At 31.5% G+C, this 18,165-nt stretch carries 25 protein-coding genes and 1 pseudogene; 2 read left to right on the plus strand and 24 right to left on the minus strand.

Features of this window, described 5'->3' with window-relative positions:
• Positions 1–17 precede the first annotated feature (17 nt).
• From AC0C66_RS03160 to AC0C66_RS03210, 11 genes are all read right to left on the minus strand, one after another.
• Positions 18–1,169 carry an AimR family lysis-lysogeny pheromone receptor gene (locus tag AC0C66_RS03160; RefSeq protein ID WP_472973489.1) on the minus strand — a complete coding sequence of 384 codons (1,152 nt, stop codon included), beginning with the start codon at positions 1,167–1,169 and terminating at the stop codon, positions 18–20.
• A gap of 187 nt (positions 1,170–1,356) precedes the next feature.
• On the minus strand, positions 1,357–1,941 hold the full coding sequence (locus AC0C66_RS03165; RefSeq protein WP_326243381.1) for a hypothetical protein: 585 nt from the start codon (positions 1,939–1,941) through the stop codon (positions 1,357–1,359).
• 49 nt (positions 1,942–1,990) lie between these two features.
• Positions 1,991–2,329: a hypothetical protein gene (locus AC0C66_RS03170; protein WP_326243380.1), complete on the minus strand. Its 339-nt coding sequence runs from the start codon at positions 2,327–2,329 to the stop codon at positions 1,991–1,993.
• Positions 2,330–2,380: 51 nt separating this feature from the next.
• Positions 2,381–2,977: a hypothetical protein gene (locus AC0C66_RS03175; protein ID WP_472973490.1), complete on the minus strand. Its 597-nt coding sequence runs from the start codon at positions 2,975–2,977 to the stop codon at positions 2,381–2,383.
• Complete coding sequence (locus AC0C66_RS03180) at positions 2,977–3,792, minus strand: hypothetical protein (protein WP_326243378.1); 816 nt, start codon at positions 3,790–3,792, stop codon at positions 2,977–2,979. The genes AC0C66_RS03175 and AC0C66_RS03180 overlap by 1 nt, the downstream gene beginning before the upstream one ends.
• Before the next feature lie 36 nt (positions 3,793–3,828).
• Positions 3,829–4,287, minus strand: a complete 459-nt coding sequence (locus AC0C66_RS03185; protein ID WP_326243377.1) for a DUF4365 domain-containing protein — start codon at positions 4,285–4,287, stop codon at positions 3,829–3,831.
• Positions 4,288–4,323: 36 nt separating this feature from the next.
• On the minus strand, positions 4,324–4,560 hold the full coding sequence (locus AC0C66_RS03190) for a 3-ketosteroid-delta-1-dehydrogenase (protein WP_326243376.1): 237 nt from the start codon (positions 4,558–4,560) through the stop codon (positions 4,324–4,326).
• Between the two features lie 325 nt (positions 4,561–4,885).
• Positions 4,886–6,121, minus strand: coding sequence for a hypothetical protein (locus AC0C66_RS03195; protein ID WP_326243375.1), 1,236 nt, complete (start codon positions 6,119–6,121; stop codon positions 4,886–4,888).
• Between the two features lie 87 nt (positions 6,122–6,208).
• Positions 6,209–6,340 carry a hypothetical protein gene (locus AC0C66_RS03200; protein WP_326243374.1) on the minus strand — a complete coding sequence of 44 codons (132 nt, stop codon included), beginning with the start codon at positions 6,338–6,340 and terminating at the stop codon, positions 6,209–6,211.
• A 10-nt stretch (positions 6,341–6,350) separates the two neighbouring features.
• Positions 6,351–6,566, minus strand: a complete 216-nt coding sequence (locus tag AC0C66_RS03205; protein WP_326243373.1) for a hypothetical protein — start codon at positions 6,564–6,566, stop codon at positions 6,351–6,353.
• A gap of 3 nt (positions 6,567–6,569) precedes the next feature.
• Positions 6,570–6,821 carry a hypothetical protein gene (locus AC0C66_RS03210; RefSeq protein ID WP_472973491.1) on the minus strand — a complete coding sequence of 84 codons (252 nt, stop codon included), beginning with the start codon at positions 6,819–6,821 and terminating at the stop codon, positions 6,570–6,572.
• A gap of 70 nt (positions 6,822–6,891) precedes the next feature.
• On the opposite strand from AC0C66_RS03210, the gene AC0C66_RS03215 reads away from it, so the two are divergent.
• A complete protein-coding gene (locus AC0C66_RS03215; protein WP_326243125.1) occupies positions 6,892–7,071 on the plus strand; it encodes a DUF8096 family protein in 180 nt (59 codons plus the stop codon).
• Here the strand turns inward: AC0C66_RS03215 and AC0C66_RS03220 are convergent.
• The 13 genes and pseudogenes from AC0C66_RS03220 to AC0C66_RS03280 form a co-directional block, all read right to left on the minus strand.
• A complete protein-coding gene (locus tag AC0C66_RS03220) occupies positions 7,068–8,432 on the minus strand; it encodes a hypothetical protein (RefSeq protein ID WP_326243126.1) in 1,365 nt (454 codons plus the stop codon). The genes AC0C66_RS03215 and AC0C66_RS03220 overlap by 4 nt on opposite strands.
• 38 nt (positions 8,433–8,470) lie before the next feature.
• The gene (locus AC0C66_RS03225; protein ID WP_326243211.1) at positions 8,471–9,409 is read right to left on the minus strand and encodes a cyclic GMP-AMP synthase DncV-like nucleotidyltransferase; all 939 of its coding nucleotides are present in this window, start codon (positions 9,407–9,409) and stop codon (positions 8,471–8,473) included.
• A 105-nt stretch (positions 9,410–9,514) separates the two neighbouring features.
• Positions 9,515–9,742, minus strand: coding sequence for a helix-turn-helix domain-containing protein (locus AC0C66_RS03230; protein WP_101501658.1), 228 nt, complete (start codon positions 9,740–9,742; stop codon positions 9,515–9,517).
• A gap of 259 nt (positions 9,743–10,001) precedes the next feature.
• The gene (locus AC0C66_RS03235) at positions 10,002–11,318 is read right to left on the minus strand and encodes a YopA family protein (RefSeq protein ID WP_326243127.1); all 1,317 of its coding nucleotides are present in this window, start codon (positions 11,316–11,318) and stop codon (positions 10,002–10,004) included.
• Between the two features lie 249 nt (positions 11,319–11,567).
• On the minus strand, positions 11,568–11,789 hold the full coding sequence (locus AC0C66_RS03240; RefSeq protein WP_326243128.1) for a hypothetical protein: 222 nt from the start codon (positions 11,787–11,789) through the stop codon (positions 11,568–11,570).
• Between the two features lie 124 nt (positions 11,790–11,913).
• Positions 11,914–12,237 carry a hypothetical protein gene (locus AC0C66_RS03245; protein WP_472973492.1) on the minus strand — a complete coding sequence of 108 codons (324 nt, stop codon included), beginning with the start codon at positions 12,235–12,237 and terminating at the stop codon, positions 11,914–11,916.
• A gap of 327 nt (positions 12,238–12,564) precedes the next feature.
• A complete protein-coding gene (locus AC0C66_RS03250) occupies positions 12,565–13,782 on the minus strand; it encodes a hypothetical protein (RefSeq protein ID WP_326243130.1) in 1,218 nt (405 codons plus the stop codon).
• An 87-nt stretch (positions 13,783–13,869) separates the two neighbouring features.
• Positions 13,870–14,028 (minus strand): hypothetical protein, encoded by a 159-nt coding sequence (locus AC0C66_RS03255; protein ID WP_069684683.1) that lies wholly within the window; start codon positions 14,026–14,028, stop codon positions 13,870–13,872.
• A gap of 44 nt (positions 14,029–14,072) precedes the next feature.
• Positions 14,073–14,323 (minus strand): annotated as a pseudogene (locus AC0C66_RS03260) (hypothetical protein).
• An 18-nt stretch (positions 14,324–14,341) separates the two neighbouring features.
• Positions 14,342–14,518 (minus strand): type I TA system toxin YonT, encoded by a 177-nt coding sequence (yonT, locus tag AC0C66_RS03265; protein ID WP_120028258.1) that lies wholly within the window; start codon positions 14,516–14,518, stop codon positions 14,342–14,344.
• Between the two features lie 534 nt (positions 14,519–15,052).
• A complete protein-coding gene (locus AC0C66_RS03270; protein WP_326243212.1) occupies positions 15,053–15,667 on the minus strand; it encodes a hypothetical protein in 615 nt (204 codons plus the stop codon).
• A 202-nt stretch (positions 15,668–15,869) separates the two neighbouring features.
• Positions 15,870–16,196, minus strand: coding sequence for a helix-turn-helix domain-containing protein (locus tag AC0C66_RS03275; protein ID WP_326243131.1), 327 nt, complete (start codon positions 16,194–16,196; stop codon positions 15,870–15,872).
• 894 nt (positions 16,197–17,090) lie between these two features.
• A complete protein-coding gene (locus AC0C66_RS03280; RefSeq protein WP_268400775.1) occupies positions 17,091–17,591 on the minus strand; it encodes a hypothetical protein in 501 nt (166 codons plus the stop codon).
• 374 nt (positions 17,592–17,965) lie between these two features.
• On the opposite strand from AC0C66_RS03280, the gene AC0C66_RS03285 reads away from it, so the two are divergent.
• The gene (locus AC0C66_RS03285; protein WP_064814709.1) at positions 17,966–18,145 is read left to right on the plus strand and encodes a hypothetical protein; all 180 of its coding nucleotides are present in this window, start codon (positions 17,966–17,968) and stop codon (positions 18,143–18,145) included.
• Positions 18,146–18,165 lie beyond the last annotated feature (20 nt).

Here is an 18,165-nt window from a genome sequence, read left to right on the forward strand (position 1 = left end):
CTTTCAAGGATGTAAGCCTAAAGAGAGATAAGACTTAGAAGATCAAGGTCTGCACCTAATTTTTCAAGTTGAACTAGTGGCAACTGCAGAGAATACTTGTCCTCAGACTTTTTAAAATGCGCAATCGATTTATAAAAGTCCGACTTATCTAATGATAATAAGCCTCTGTAATAAAAATAAAACCCTAATTCATTGTCATCTTGCTCTCTTTTGGACAAATCATCTAAAATTGTTTTAGCCTTCATTAACTCTTTTTGGTTAATGAAGTAGTAAGCTTTTAGCTGCAAATATTTAGTGTCCTGAGAGGTGAAGTTTACCCATTTATTTTCCTTGTTCCAAAAGTTGGCCAAAAAACAAAGAGCTCCATCCATCATTTCTTCTTGAACTGAATTTTTAGCATACTGTTTACCTTTAATATATGAGCGTTTTGCTCTATCATAGCTCTCAAATATTAAAGAGTTACCAATAGTTAGATACGCGAAAAAACAAATTCGATCTATGCTGTTTTTTTCAATTGCATCTAGACAATACTCTCTAGCTTCTTGCAAATTATTTTCATTAAAACTTATATTGGCCTTTAATAAAGAGACCCTTGATGTATACAAATCTTTTATGTATCCCTGTGGTAATTCATCGAAGTCCAACAGCTTTGAAGTACTTTTCATTAACCCAAATTCGCCAATGCTGAGATATCCATACATCAACATGGCATTCGAAAAAAAGAGCATTTCTGGAGTTTTGATTTTGCACTTACCGGTTTCCCTAATCGCCTCAGTTAAACTCAGCTCTCTTTTGTTTAACTTTCTATGTATACTGTAAACTTTGCCCCATTCTTGACTTGTGGAATTTTTAGAGTTGCACAAATTAATAATGATTTCATCAGTCAAATCATCCCGTTGGTTAATATCTGCATATTCAACCGATTGTCTTGCACATTTTTTATTGGGGTCTAATTCTAAGAAGTACTCACTTAATAACTGTTTTTCGTTATCAGGAAACAAGCTTTTTACGATGTTTATTAAACCTTCTATGTTTTCCATTTCTTTTTTTGGGGTGTTTACAAACTTATAAAAACCATTCACTTTTTCATAACCGGCCAATTTAGCAAGTCGAGTTGCAAGCTGATTATCTTTTTCGCATTCGTTCTTAATCATCTGCTTTAATTTCAACTTGTCTCCCCCCTTTATTCACTTATCACTTCCCTTGTTTATAATATACCTCAGAGTTGTCATAATTTCAAGTATATATTTTATTTTTATTCTTTATTTGTTGTTAAATCAATGAAATTCTTATTTTATTTCATATTTAGGAGGCGAAGATATGCCCCCTAGTGAAGAGTCATTTAGAACAATTTCCTTATTTTTTAACTGAAGGAGTTTTCAAGTAATCATGCTTATAAATGATGGTATCCGGCTTTGAATATTCATTGTATGTTACATCAAAACCATTTTTCTGATAAAAGTGTACCAACCTATCATAGTGATCCATATCTTCCGGAGATATCCATCCTGTTATTGGCAATCTCTCTGCATGAGCTACTTTTTTTAAGTAACTCATAGCTATTGTTCCATAACCTTTTGAAGTGTTGTCATCATAAGTAATTATGTCCTGGATATAAATATTATCCTCTCGTATTTGTGTTAAAAATTTTATTAGAAAGAAATCAGTCCTTATAGGTTTTGTTAATTGATAAATTAAAATATCTAAATCAATCCCACCATACCCTTCTCTCTTGTTTTGGATTATAATAATATCATTTCCATATTTGTCTTTCGTTACTTCGAGTATATGGTACCTAGCATCTTTGGTAATTTTAATAATGTTTTTTATTATGATTTCTTTAATAGATAAGGTTCTTTCTGCTTCCTGATTTTTCTTAACCATAAAAGATAAATAGCCCTCTAGTTCTTTAATTCTGTTCTTTTTCTTACCCAAAAACATTTTGGAACCTCCTATATAAAACAATTATTTTACATAGACACAAAAAGGATTAATCCTCTTTGTGCATAGTCGGCCAAAAAAATTTCTCAATCTCCTTTTTCAAGTCTTCCTGTGCTTTGGGCTCAAGTTTATTAAATATGGATTTCATGAGAGAACGTTGCTCAAATATAATGTCAACGAGCTCATCCCTTTTTTGGCTTTTGTAACCGCTTTTTGTTGTAAGCCACTCATCATCATAACCAATACATTCTAATAATAATGTTTGAATATTTTTATTTCTTTTTTTTATATGTTCAGCACGTTTCATTCCTTCTTTAAATCCCCTTTTAAAAGCATTCGCTTCTAATTGGTTTAATTCATACTGCCTCTGAAATTCTTGTTGGTTCATGGTATAATCCTTTCTAATCTAGATACTTTATTTAACTAAAAAACTTTCCAATCAATTCTTTAAAATTCTTAATATCAAAGAATTTCTCCATTCAAAACCCAACTCTTTAATTTTGTGGTCCAACGTTCTAATGACTTGTTTTAAAATAAATTTAAGTTCTGTATTGTTATCTGTATGAGGATTATATAACTTCATTAGTTCAATAATCTCTAGAAGGTTTTTTCTATCCTCCTTAGTGAACTGATTTTCCGAGTCCGTAATAATTAAAAAATCTTTATTTATATCTTCCAATGGAATTTCTTTTTCTAATTCCACATATATTAAGTAGCTTTCAACTTTAGTTTTAAAAGCTGTATAGGAATCTATTCTTAGTGAATCGAACATTTTGAATGTGAAAAATAAGCTAATACGATAAAAAGTGAAACAAAAAACATAATTTCTTATCATTATTGAAAAAGACGCTTCATCTTTTGAAAAACCAAAAAGAATACTTAATCCTGTGGTTACTACGACAGCTTCAATAAGAAATAAACAAGTATTGATGATATCTTTTGCAAAACCACTTTTTTTCTTACCTAGATATACACTTAAAAACAAAACAGCTATGAGAAACAATAAGACTTTCAAAGAGAAATAAATATACGTCATTAAATATCTCCAATATGTTCTTTTTTTGAAGTTTTAATAGAATCCCAATCACATAGGCATTCTGTAAAAAAGTCGAACAAGAGGATAAGTTTCAAAGAATTTATTTGTTTACCATAGTTTACATCTCCGCCATGAAGAATTGCATGTCTGCTTATATCAGATGTTATGTCTTTACCATGTTCAAATCTAACAAGTATGTTTTGTATATAATAATCATATAAAATATCCTTAAAAGTATAAGAATCTGGGATTACTTTTTCTATTAAGAAACATTCGAGATACTTTTTCATTTTCACACTGTTCATCGATCCTTTGTGTTGAAAACAATCTGCAACAAGCCCTTCAAGTTGAGGTAAAAGTGTTGGAATTGAAGCAAAGTACATTTGTTGTTTGTGTGCTTTTATAGCAATTCGTATGATAGGAAGCCTTTTCTGTAAAACAGCTCTACTCTCCCACTGCATAAGCATTTCCTCAATCTCTTTATCATCAAAATAATCTAGCATTATTTGATCAACTTTAACTTTCAACTCTTCTAAATCTGAATCTTCATACGCATCAATTATACTTAACACCAGATCTATTGGATAATCATGATTGGGAGGATACCCAAGTTCAATGATTATTTTTTTGAATTTAATAAAAGCATCATCTAACGAGTCTAAAAACACCTTTAAATAAGAGAAATCTTCTATTAGTTTTTCAAAGTCAATACTTTTTAACTTCTGTTTTATATAATAATCTAATTCCTGAACCGTTGTAGAGAGTGGTTTTATAACTTTATAATAAAGTAACTTTGATAAATCATTATTATGCACTAGGAATTATCCTCCTCTTTTTATAAAAGGATTCTTTTAAACAGATATTTCACTTTCAAGTTTACTCAAGCTATATTGTTCTAGTATGTGCATATTCTTCTTAGAAACATTTATCCCATACTCAGGTTCCTTATAGTTAGGCCTATATTTAAATACTGGATCATTTTCTTCAAGGAAGACGCTCCCTGGTATTAAAAAAGATTGTGGTAAAGATCCTTCAATAAATAACATTAAATAAATATAAAAGCCCTTCTTATAAGGATTGAAATGTTTTTCTTTTAAAAATGTATAAGTTGTTTTAGGAAAACTAAGTGACTTTACTTGTATTTCTAAGAATTCACCGCCAGCCTTCCTTGCAATGAAGTCAATTCCATGATCATCTACCTCGCTACTAAAAATTTGATAACCATATGAGGCAAAATCCATCATTGCGTAATATTCACCATATCTACCTAATTGTAAGTTATTTAACTTACTCCAATTCATATTTGGCATTTCTTCATCTCCGTAAATAAATACTTATGTCGTTGCTTATTTAATCCCTTTATATGTAGATGGGTCTCTATCAGGAAAACTCTTTTTCCAAACATCAAATTTGCTAAACAATTTTCTTGTTCCATTATTTTTATGTAAGTGCACATGTTTGTATCCATAAACATTGCCATTCTTATGGCGAACATGATTGTTCTTTTTGCAGATTATTCTTCCTGTTACAGTAATCCAATATTTCTCTTCATAGTCAATTAAATCTCTTATCTCTTCCTTCATTTTTTCACCCATTTTGAATAAATGATTATTCTATTTGAAAACTTTCTCACAAAAAAACTTACAAGCGAGAAGGCAAAGGCAACTTACGTTTAATTAACCTCATCATAAATAACCCCATCAAGTTTTCCGAATTCGTAATATGCCTGATATTACGTTTTTTATGGCCATAATAATCATTAATTAACAATATCATTCGGCAATAGTCGAAACTCTGGATTATCCATTTATGCCCCTGCCCTATTGATGATGATTTACAACATAAAAGGCTTCTTATCTCATCTGATTATTTTCAATGACGTCTAGGTAATGATCCTGTTCTAGACTATCAGTCAACATCAACAGTATGATACATCATTAATGCTAACTGTATTTCTTTATTCGGGTCACCAGGTAAGTTAAATATATAATTGAGCCATGTTTCATCTTGTTCACCATTAAACCGCACAAAATTTTTATGGTTCTTAATTGCAGACTTTGCTACGTTTAGTGTTTGGGTAAAATCTTTATTTTTAACAAAGATAATTACAGCAGTTTTTGAATCTCTCCAAGTCAAGTATCCAAGTAACTGGTCTATCGTACTCAGAAAAGACCTTTCTCCTTTCCAAAATTTACACTCCCCTACAAACGCGTTATTCCCATCATGTCTTAATAAAATATCAGTTTTCCCTGTTTTGTTAAAGGTTTCACCCGTTGCACTCCCCTCATAATTGGGCTCCAGTTGCATCAAAAAATGATCTCTCAAATCCTCTTCGCCTTTATTTGAATAGACTGAAGGTTTTCTTTCAAATGCTTTGCCCATGTCATTTATTACTCTTAAAATATCAAAATATGTACTTTCGTCTAAAGTTGGTTCGGGCTCAAATGGTTGCAATCCAACGCGTGGTTTTATACTGATTTTTTTCTTAATTTCTGGAGTAGGAATCGCAAATGTAGTTGGAATATTATCTTTTTTCTTAATAGGAATTTTGAGTGAAGCTTCGAGTTCCCTCCTTTTTAGGATTTTTTCTTTTCTCCCAATATATTTATTTTTTATGACCCTTGGCAAGTTTGAATTAAAAATGTCTATATCACTATTTAGACGACTAACAGTTTCTTTCAACTTTTCTAGAGAATTGTTAAATTCCTCCACAATTTCTTCTCTGCTCTGATTAAAAACTATTATTGAAAAGATTAGTTCATTTCCTCCAATAGTTGCTATTGGATTAGTTATTGAATATGTTGTAGGCTGCAGCCTAAGATATGTTCTATCACCCAAGAAAGGCACATAAAAATACACAACATCTTTTTTATATAACGTATTCGGATTTACATTATACAGCCACTTTGGAAAGTGCCTTCCAGGTACCGATTCTTCTTTAATTTGTGCTGTAATCTGATCATCCAAAATAATTAGTGATCCATGTTTATGTTTTTCATATAAATGATTTATATATTGTTCTTGGCCCACATTTAAGATATAGTTTTCATCTTCATTCTCGATTTCTTCAGTTAATCTCTGTTCTATTTTCTTTTCAAGAGAAGAAATACTTTCATTTGAAAAAAGTTTTGTTTTAAATAACATAGTGAGCTCCTTTTTATAGAAGTATTTATATATGTAGGCATTCATCTATTTTTCAATTCAGTTCTTCTATTGGTAAATCGCTCAACTTCAAAGCCGCTTCCATTCAACAAACTCAAACCGCTTCTGATACAGGTCTTCCAGTATAGCAGCCCATTTAATCCATCCTTCCGCAACCATACTTTTCTTTTCCCCATCCTCTATCCACTCTATCCAATACACCTGAACACACCTAACGTTTTACGACTTGTATTTCCCTTATCTCACATTGTACATTACACTTTGTTTTGAGCTCGCTTGCTACCTCAATGACTTCATACATTGTTTGCAATTTAGAAGCGCCGGGGAGGTCACTAGATGTCAAATAACCGTCTTCATCTAACTTAAATGATTTAAAGTATTCTTTGTTCCCAAACTGCAGTACATAAAAATAATCAATCAAAGGCATAAATCAACCTCTTTTAAATAATTTTGTAATCCTCATTGCTAATGGCAGTAAACCAATTAACATGAAAAAAGCAATCACATTAAGCTTATTTTTGAAAAACAGGCTGGCCAAATTCCTTTCCATGCCCGCTGCTGTTTCTTTATCCATGAGTTCTTTAAACTCTTCATCATAGACCTGATCAACAAAAATAAACTTAATGCCAGTCAACAATCCAACTCCTAGCCAGATAATTAAAAAATAAACTAATCCAATCATTTGTTCCCTCCCTATATCGAACGGAATTTGGTATTCTTGAGTATGTTGAATAAATTATGTGGGTGATCTTGTGGAAGAGAAATACGAAACTGACGGGTATGACACTTCAATCGTTTATGATTACAAAGAGTATCCTGATGTAAAATTCGGTCGCTGCGACAATTGCGATTACACTTTGTTCAAAAGCTCTGTGAAGAGTGGAATATTCTTACGTGAATGCCGGCGTTGCGGTATGAAAAAGAGCATTTAAGTTAATGCTCTTTCTTCTTTTTGATTTCTATAATTATCTAGTAGCATCTGTTCCAATTTATAAAAATCGGTTTTTTCATAAGGAATTTTTAGCCCCTTAACCAATTCAATATTAACGTGAACAATGTTATCTTTTGAATTTCTTACTTGTGTTCCTTTATATAACTGAAAAAACTGCCATGGTAAACCATCAGAAATTAATTCAAACTTTCCCCTTAATTCTTCACAATAACCCTTTGATTTTACTTCTTTTACTGGAAGAGCATAATTCCGAAAATAACTTATATTTTCTGAATCATAATCATTTACTTTTGTTGAAAAGTAACATATCCCATCATATATCGAAGATCTTCTAACCCACTGTAAAACTAGCTGAGGTATAATATATTCGGGTTTAAATGGATCGGAAGAATTTTTCACCCTAATTGAACATGAGGCAATTAACGGCCACAAAACTAAATATTTGGAGAAATCCTTAAAAAACTTACCCCTTGTATACGTCATGTCAAATAGAAACTTTTGAGTATCACAAAAAGTTTGTGGTGGTACAGATATGTCTAAATAAACCAAATTAGATTCTGGCATGTAAAGAGACGTTTGAACAGAGTTCAAATTCGGCCTCCCAATTTCCTCCCAGCAAATAAATGTAGAAGTACCAAGATAAACACATGGTAAACCAGGGATACTATAACGGTTTGTTTTCACCATCCCTCGCTTTTCAAACGGTATATGAAACATGTCATTACTTGTATATACTTTGTTATCTCCTATTCTCATTTTAAATAATGATTTTCTAAGGTTATCGTCACTATTAGATGTCAGCAGTTCACTGATTTTATAGTTAGCGTCCAATTCGTTTAATGCTGAATCAATATGATTAAAAGCTAAGGCTGGATCCCCTGACAAATATTCTCTAATAGCTTTAAAGATTAAATTATTTAATGAACTTATAAAAATTATTTCATCAGAGCTGATTATTTTTTCTCCAGGTAATTGCTTCAATTCCTCTAAATAGTCATCTAAGAGTAATTTCATAAATTCTAAAAAATCATCATTTGTTCGATTTAGTGGAAGATTCCCTTTATTTTGCAACAAGCTTAAAACTGGAGATAATTCCAATGCCCAATCCAACATAAAATTAATCCTGTTCCTGCAAGAGAAAAATTCCTCATTTATTTCTTCTATGGGTCTATCATTAAAAACTTTCGCTCTAATTTCACTTGACGAATTTCTGTAATTAGGCTTATTTTCTAATTCATTATATAAATTGTAAGCATCGATTTTTGTCTGATTGTCGATTTCATCATATTTTTCTATATCTCTTCTAAGTTTTTTTAATCTCTCTATCAAATCTTTGTCCATATTTCATCCTCCACATCAACATAAAAGAATGATTTTATTTAAAATTTTGCAGCTAACATTTTATTATCTTGCGTTTGATTCCAATAAGGATGGTTAAAAAATTCACCCCATAAGGTATTGGCTAATTCGCAAGTGCAATTTTCACTAAAAAGGTCGTCCAATTTTGTCACATAGATCAATAACCTTTTATACAAATTTTCCACCTTAACTTCCTCTTCTTTTTTACGAATTAAGCTTTGACCTTGATTTAAAGGATTTGAAATTTCTTTGTTTCTCTTTAAACGCTCTATGATGTTTCGTATCACTATATAAAATGCCTCATCAATTCGATCCACTGCTCTATAGTTTTCAACTGCCAAAATGGTTAGGATTATTCCACCAGGCATTCTCCAGTGCCTTCTCGATTTGCAGAACATTTTGAGTAATTTAACAATAATCCTTAATTGACCACCTGACTCCTCATTTTTTAAATGGAACCACTCTACAATTTTTCTTGGTTCCCAAAACCTCCACTTACTACCACCATGTTCATAAATGTAATCAGCGTCACCTAAATTCAGTTTATACCTTCTGTAAACAGCAAGATCTGCATGCGAGCCATCTCTATAAACACATCTGACACAATTTGTATGGTAATCAATATTTGTTTCTGATTGATTAACAAAGGGTCTTAGCATTGAAAGTAATGCCTTCTTTGCTTTAACAGGACTTTTATCGATTTCATCTTTATCAAAAACGAGTGAAATGTCTATATCATTCTTTGAGAATAATCCGTTCACAGTGGTTTCCATTGCAATACTGCCCTGTACAAATGGTTCTTCCAGAAGCTTATAAGATGATTTATTCATACTGTTGAAATACTCAATGCCTTTTTGCAAATTCAAAATTTCTTTTTCCATTTTCTTAATGAGACAAGTTTTCTCATATTCATTTGCATCAACATTTTGTTTAACAAACTTTAAAAATGACAGATTCATATTAAACAAAATGAATTACCCCACTATTCTAATAAAAGTACGATTTTATACAGACCTAGAAAACTTGTAATTACTTCCTATGCTTGTAACTTTAGTATACCATTTTCATCCTGAGCGATCGATATGATTATGACCTTTTTCGAATTTTAGCAATTCCTGCAACTCAATGTTTAGGTATGTACAGACTTTATCTAACAGATCTCTTGGATACCGCTCCATTTCGTCATGATAAAGCTTTCTGACGGTTGGATACTCATGATCAATATCTCTGGATAGCTGCCTAATACTGATCTTCCTTTCGTCTAATATGTGCTTTAAATTTGATTTAATCATAATTCCACTCTTTTCATTTGTCTTTTATTGATACCTTATAGTAATCAACTGATACATAAAAAAGACCAAGATAAGACTTGGTCAATAATGCATAAATCTAAGTTCGTTTTATCGTTCTTATTCGTGATCTAAATCGAAAACCGTTTAAACCTTTTTAACTTCTTACAACATAGATACTTAGTCAAAGCAAATGTTTTTTGTAGGGCAACTCTGAGAAATTTTTCTCGCCAACTGACTGTAAATCCTTATAAAGACATTTTTAATTGTCTCTTGTTTTCCAAGGGACAAGTTCATATACTCCTTCTATTATAGGTACCTTTAAACGGTTTACATAACTTCCTTCATATCCCAATATTCCAAGTGTTAGTAATTCAAGATACCAAACACCAAGATAAAGTACATGGAGCTTATCTATCGGATTGTCAAAATCAAGTTCCCTTGTAGGGTGGACTATCTTATTCCTAAATACAGTAAAAAGGTGTGGGCCATCGTCATAATTATCCTTAATGTCAATAAAGAGTTTTGGTATTGATAAGTCAATTGAAAATCTAGATAATATTTCTCTAAATTTCTCTGCTGCATTCATATACTTATATTTTGATTTACTAATATTGGATTTTCTTTCTACAATAAGATACACCCACGCCAATGTTTCCAATGCAACCTGAACAGATACCACCTTGTTTTCTACTATACTTGATGAATGTGCTTGGGAGTACCAACTCAACACTTCCCATAAAACTTTATTCCAAAAAGGATCTTCTTGCTTCTCAATCACCTTTGGAAATAAATGTTCTAAGGATGGAGATTTTTGTTTTGGAAACCAAGTAATATTATTAGTCCAGCCATCTATTAATGGAACTTGGTATTTACTCCATATTACCTCCTCGTTGTGGTATCCTTCCAATGTAGGGATAGCAACATGTCTACCTGCTGAAAAGGATAATAACCAATAAAGCCCTGAAATGAGTGGTTCTACTTCTTTAGTATCAAATAATTTATCATCCACTCTTTTTAAATATCCCACATGTGTTATTAAGTATCCGCCCGAATTTTTTAATCTATCAAAGATTTTTTTGTTTGAATAGTCATATCGCTTATCCAAAATTATTTCCCAATCTTTATATTTTAATTTTGTTCTCCCTGAAAATTTAAACCTTCCATGCACAATCCTTCTACCTAAATCATTCACGAAGTTAACCACCGTGAATTCCATTCTATTCACTTTAGTTTCAGCTGAGGTTAAAATAGATCGTTTTAGTATTCCTGATACTTTGTTCCCTTTACTTCCGTCTGTTATACCTGAAATAAGAACTTCAGATTTCATAAATCCAGGTACATTAATCATCATATTATTACTTTTCATTGCCTTTTCAAATTCGAAAAGCTTGCTAAGATTGCCTGAAATGGCTCCTTCAAATATTAGTCTAGCTTTTGGTAAAAATGCAATTTTAACTTCTCCCAAGATTTCAAAAAAATCATCAGCAACTTCAATTGTAAAGTGGCCGGTATAGATTTTAATCGGTTCATTAATATCGTACTCTAAAAAGGAGGATTCAAGAGCTATATTTTCCAAATTTATCACCTAATTATTTTCTCAAATTTTAAAGTCTATTATTTAAGTTCTTCATTACTTTTGCAATTCCTTCACTAAGGAGGTCATTCCCCATAGAGTTCCAAACCTGCTTCTTTTCTTTTAATTCTCTGTCCCTAATTCTATGCGATTATTTAATGAACCTGTCTTCTTGAAGATCAATCATGACCATCTCCAATTTGTTCTGTGCAGCTTTCACTATCCGTATTCTATTTAAAATATGCATTTTATTTAAACAACCTCAACCTGTTCTTCTATAAAGCTAGTAAAATCATCTTGTCTAATTGGTGTGGTAATTTTCTCGTTTATTAATTTCTTATATCTTATAGCCATTGTATTGATCCATATCATGTATTCATAAATTTTATATTCATCACCTGGCTTTATTCCTTGAGATAGCATATAGTATCTGAACCTACTCTGACACTCATCATAAGGAGGCGCAATACTCATGTATTTTGTCCTCCTTGTAAGCATCCCAATGTTTTTTCTTCAATATTCAGTCTCAGAATGATTCTCATAATTTCTTCTTGGAACCCTTCACTGTCTTTTTTAAATGAAAGTTCCGTTAACTTTTTCATATCAGTAAGATTAAGTTTTGGTAATACTCTTTCCACAAAATGATCTTTGCTTTTGCAAAATTTTCTTTTTCTTTTTTTGCCTCTCTCATTGATTTTATGCTTACTACTTTTGTAGATTTAACTTCTTCTTGTACTTCATCTACTTGCTTTGTTTCTTCTGTAATTGGCTGAGGTGCAGGATCTGTAATAAAGCTTTCAACTAACTCAGCTTCACCATTTTCGATTAGTTCTAATGCTTCAACTTTTTTAATTGGGAAACTTCTCATTTGAGCCCAGCTATATCTATAGTATCTGTTTCCTTTTTGTTTAATTAACATCATCTTTAACCTCTCCATTCATCAAGCGATATTATTTTTATTCTAAATTTATGTAATAAAGTCTTATTCCCTTAACTTGTTTTAAGTATAACATGATCATTATAAATTACCAACGGTTATTTTATTTTTATTCTAATGAATTTATATAAGTTTTCGTTCAGCTTGCTGAACAAAACCGGACGTAAAGCGCCCTTCTTTACGGACGTATGTACTTAAAATGTTCTCCCTTTTTTAAAATTTATTTTTATACCCTTTCCCTAAAGACTTAGGCTCTGAAACCCTTGATATGACTGACTTTTTTTCAAGGTTTAAGAGGTTTGTTCTATTAACCTATTCATTTAACCATTCTAAAAGCAGTTTCCTCATCCTTAAAGATGGAAGGAATAATGTTATTTCTTTACCATCTCTTATACCTGATCTCCATATCCACTGTACTAATTCAGATAAAGCAAATAAATCCTGATCAATTTCAATATTATATTTATTCTTAAAGTAACTATAAAGGATTGTATTAACGTATCTGTTTATTGTATAAGCTAAATGTTTCTTATGTTTAAATTCATTTGTAGCACGTGCATTGCAGGAAACAAAACCTTTTGTATATCCATTACCTTTTATTTTATTCTTATGTTCTGAATAGGTCGTCCACATTGCTTCATCACTTGATGACTTAACAATGTTGTTAAAGTAATTGAATACATTATTCTTTACCTTCTTGATTGTATAAGGTGACTTATCTTTATACCAGGTTGACGACAATGAATAATCTAACTGGCCAACAGCATTTAAGTTACCTTCATATATTTTAATCTTATTACGGATCATTTCCTTAACGTTGTTCTCAAAGTCCTTATTGTATTGAGTGAACCGGTATTCCCCATCTATGTAGGATGACACATATTTTTCATAAGCAATTCCATTCACATCATAGTAATACCTTTGTATCTGAGCATCAAACATGTAAGTTAATATGTAAACCTCTTTAAACAATTTGAATACCTCAGCTGGAAAGTTCCAAATCAATATACTGTCTTTAAAATACACAAGATTATTGTTCAATGCCATATCTCTAATGTCATTGTAACGTGTCTCATAACCCCTTTTATCTTCGTTCCATTTAACAAATCCATCTTCAACATAGATAAGATTAGAATCAAATAGTGTTGTAAGATCATGTGTCTTCACTTGTAGCTGCTCAACTACTTCCATAACCTCATCTAATATTAAAGTATAGTTACCTGAAAGGATAAGCTCTTTTGTTTCATCGTTTGCGTTCTTAAATAAGTTATGGGTTGCAACAATGTTTTTATTCTGTGATAAGAGTTCATGAAGTGATTCAAATTTATATTGAGTCTTATCCCCTTTTGTTCTTACTTTAGGTTCATACATTTGTCTGTTGGTTACACTTTTCTTTATCCGCTCAACCTCATTAAGATAAGGTGTGACAAATATAAAGTTATCTTCTGGGTTAGCGTTGTTCATGTAGTTAATAGCTGCTGATGTCTTACCAGATCCCATTATGGAATCAACTACTTTAACTTTATTCATTTAGCATCTCCTTTTGATTTAATTAAAATAAAGGAACGATAAATGTTTACCGCTCCTTATTTACAGTTTGATATTTAACTGGTGTGTTCAAGGTTCATGTTGTTTAACTTTGCTTATCTCTTCTCTGTACTCTAAAAGGTCTGAATCAATTCTGTCAGTTGTTTTCTTGATGGAGTCAATATCTTTCTTGAGCATTTCTAATTCCTTAGCAAGCTGCCGAATAGCATCCAGGAATTTTTTCTCCACTCATCTCACCTCAATGATTTAATTATACCATGAGGCCTATATGATTAGTGTGACTTGTTTCTTAGTTTAAGAAATACAAAATAGATGATCCATAACAGTATGGCAATGATACATGTGACTACAAATATTGTGTTGATTAGTGTTTGTGCTTCGCTGCTGAAGTAATCCTTAATGAGTTGAAACATTAAGAATAAGCCAATGAATGTGATATGGGTAAACCATAAAGAGAATCGTTTCATGTTTACAATGTGCTTGATCATGTTATAATATGGGTAGAACTAAAGGAGAAGTTCATTCCCCTTTAGCTTGGTACTCATCTGCGTATACGTTTGCGTTGTCTCTTGCTACGGAGTCGCTTGCGTATACGCTTTTTCTTTTTGCTTGCCCCATTCTTTAGGTTTCTTATCTTCTCAACTATTGTTAGACTGTTGATTGTAAGAACCGTTAAAGATATGAGGAAAGCAACTATGATACCCACTTTCTCAAGCACTATGTACACCTCCTTTCCTATGACTCTATTATAACATAGTTAACCTATAGAGTCATTTTATTTTTACTCTAAATAATTATATTTTGTTGGTGAATGTGATGATGGTTGGATTCGTCTGTGTGCTTATTTAGATGTTGGGATAGCAAATGATATTGGGATGAATATAGGATGGATTAGAAAGACGTTATATTGATTCTGAGAGCGTGTAAGTATGATTAGGTGGAATGTATGATGGGGTTGATTTATTTAATAAGATGCTTTTATTGTATATTCGTGAATCAAGAATAATGCAAGCCATTCCTAGCAGTTTTGTTGCAGATGAACGGTTTTTGTAATGAACTATTATTTTTAACCTATCTGCAATTAGTTCCAAGTCCCATGAACCAGGCACTGTAATACCGATGCCGGTGTAATTTTTCCGTATTCTTTCCTTTAGAAGTGATAAATGATACAAGGTAAAGCCTCCTACTAACAAAACACAAACTTATGTTCAGTTTTGTTTTCTAAAGAAAAGCCCCAAAATAGGGCTTTTCTTTAATGCTCTAAGTTAATTTTTAAGTCTAGCTTGTCACCTAAATTCTTTAAGTCTTCACTAAATGGAGCAGAGATTCTCAGCCGAATTGAATCTAAATCTTTTATATCCTCTTCGTTATCAAAAACATAAATGATGGATCCACTATCATTTACTTTTCCCACGTACTCGTCGATAAGCCTGTCACTTTCCAACAAAGATGGCTCATCGATTTGTACCCCAGTGCTTGTTGCTAATTGTGCTAGACTTGGTCTGAAACGAACTACTTCGTCAGATGTATTTTCTGATTCAATTTGAACATCAATAAAAGGTAGTTGTTCGTTGGCAACAGCGGCAATTACTTTTTTTACAGTAAATTGCATCGGGCCAGTTTTCACAGTGGTTTCTTTATTGCTGATGGCTATTACTTTAGCTGTACCACCATCAATTTCATAAACATCCCCAACTTTTTCAGGACCATTAACTGAGATGTCTTGGCTTTCTGATGTGTTGGTATCAGTTGCATTGTTTATTGTGTCTTCTGATGATGAAGAAGACTCTTCACTATTTTTGCAAGCTGCGAGCAATATCAGTGAAGTGATTAATAGTAAAATCCCCAATTTTTTAAACAATTTTATTTCCCCTTTTTACTCCAGTTATTTTTTCTTTTCTTTCATTTAACTTAATGGATGTTAAACAGTTTGTTTTACAGTATAAAGCCGTCCTGAACCCTTGGTATATCTATGTTTTTTGAGGGTGTCAAAACTTTAACTTTACACTTAGTTTTCTTTTTATTAAACAAATGTTTTACCAGAAGAATTAAAGAATTAAGAAGAGCTACTAATGTTCGTCGAACTCTTTTTTTAAAAGATAATACAGTAACTCTTTAGCTTGCTCTTCCGAGATCATTCCATTACATCCAGCAATTAAAGTCTCTGGATCATTTAAGATCTCATCGAGATCAAATTGTGGATGTGTGCCTTTTAAAAAAAAGTCAGTAGATACTCCTAATATATTGCTTAATTTAGTAAGGGTTTTTAAATCAGGTTCAGCCTTACCAATTTCATATTTCCCATATCCCTGTCTCGTAATTCCTAAGAAATCCGCCATCCGTTGCTGGCTATATCCTTTGGAGGTACGGCATTTTTTTAAACGTTCTCCAAACATAGTAGGTTCCTCACTTTGACAATTATTATATAAGCAAATAGTTTCGTAAACAAAAAGAAGCAAAAAGTTTCATAAAATATATCGGAAGAAACTAAAGGTTTCTTTAATTGTTAACAGTGTAGAAACAAACTGTTTACAGAAGGAGATGTTGATTTAAAAAAGAGAGCCTTAGTTAAAGACAAGTTGCTGACTACCTTTCAAGGCTGAGATGGTCAGTAAATACAAGGGTTATATATGAAGATATGATATAGTAATATAAGTGGATAAGAATAAATATGTCTTCGATTCCCTCGGATTCGTTATAAATACGATTATTTTTAATGAATGGTTGTTCATTTTAAAACTCACATTCAATATATTTTTTTAAAATTTATTCTTGTGTTTGTCCTGGAATTATGTTAGAGATGTGTTGAATAAACAGATTTAAGGAATTCCCTACATAAGGTATATTATATGGGGTTTTCACTGTCAGTATATAGGGGGTATATTTACATCTAATGGCAAAAACAAGGGAACGAATGTGCCCATAGCACTTCCATTTCCACACCCTATCCAAATTTACATTTTCCCAATTCCACATTAAATCGTCCTTTTTCACATCGTAATCGCTATCGTAAAAATCTATATTATCAATGTTTTTCACTCTTCAAATTTCTCCTTTTTCATCAATTTCTCCTTAAAACGACTTCTTTCCCCTACTCTCACTTACGTTTTACGATCGTTTGCCCCCTGTTCACTAATTAAAGTATCAAATATCCTTATGTTTACTGTCTTTTTTAGCCCTTTATAAATTTTTACGATAAGCATGTTTTTCGTGCAAATAACATTACGATATGCAAACCAAATCCAAAATAAAAAAGGTGATCTTAATTCGATCACCACCTTTTCTTGTGTCTATTCCCACTTTTCATCATCTGATATCCATTTATTTGCCCGTAAATCCAATGATTTATAATGATCATGAATAACAAAGTATGAAGGCAAGTTCATTTTATGACCTTGAGCTGCTTTCCAACACTCATAAAACCACTCTGTGAATGCTTTATGTTCTTCCCTTTCTATTTCAATATCGTTGTTTTCATAAAACTCATCAAATTCCTTTTTATTCTCCCTAGATAGTTGAAAATATTTAATATCAGGTATAACTTGAGTGCTCCCTGAAAAAATTGTTTTGTCTTCTCCTTCATAAAACACTTCACTTGCCTCTTTATCCATTGAAAACATTCTTATTGATATCTCAAATCTTGTTGGATCAATAAAGGCCATGTAGTCCACTAAATCAATATCAATATAAAAATTGTAGTTGATTGTTTTTTTGATTTCCCTTGTTAATAAAGCTGTGTGTTGGCCGAGATTTTGCTTAACTGTTTTGATATAGTCTTCCAGTGAGAACATTTAATTACCCCTTTTTCTTATTTGTTTGCTTAATAAAGTAGTAAACCACCCATCCAATTATGATGACAGACAGCCCCCAATACTTTTGCTCAGTTGGAAGCATGTAAGATATTAAAATAGCTAAGACTAGTGACGGCAACATAATCATGTAGTATTTCTTTCTATTTTTCATAATCTTCTTCCCCTTTTTATTAATAAACTTAATACGCTTATATCGCCTATTAGTTTCGATAATACATCTCGAAATTAAAAATTTTTGAAATTAATGTTTACAAGAATAAAAATAAAATATATAATCAAGTCACCTGCTAAACACAGGGATTTTTATTAGTTTTATTTAGAATAAAAATAATATTACTTATGGAGGTGATTAAATGAAAAAACAGTATATGTTTAGTAACTTAATTGGTTTTCTTGAAACTAAAGTTATTAATGAAACAGCAACACCAGAAGAAGAAAACCTTTATCAAGACTATTTGTGGTACGGAACAGTTAATAAAAAAAGTCATACATACAGAAATTTAGTGTCTCAATATTTAAATAGTAGTTATTAAGGATAAAAATAAAATATTTT

Source organism: Bacillus sp. VA13, assembly GCF_055710085.1.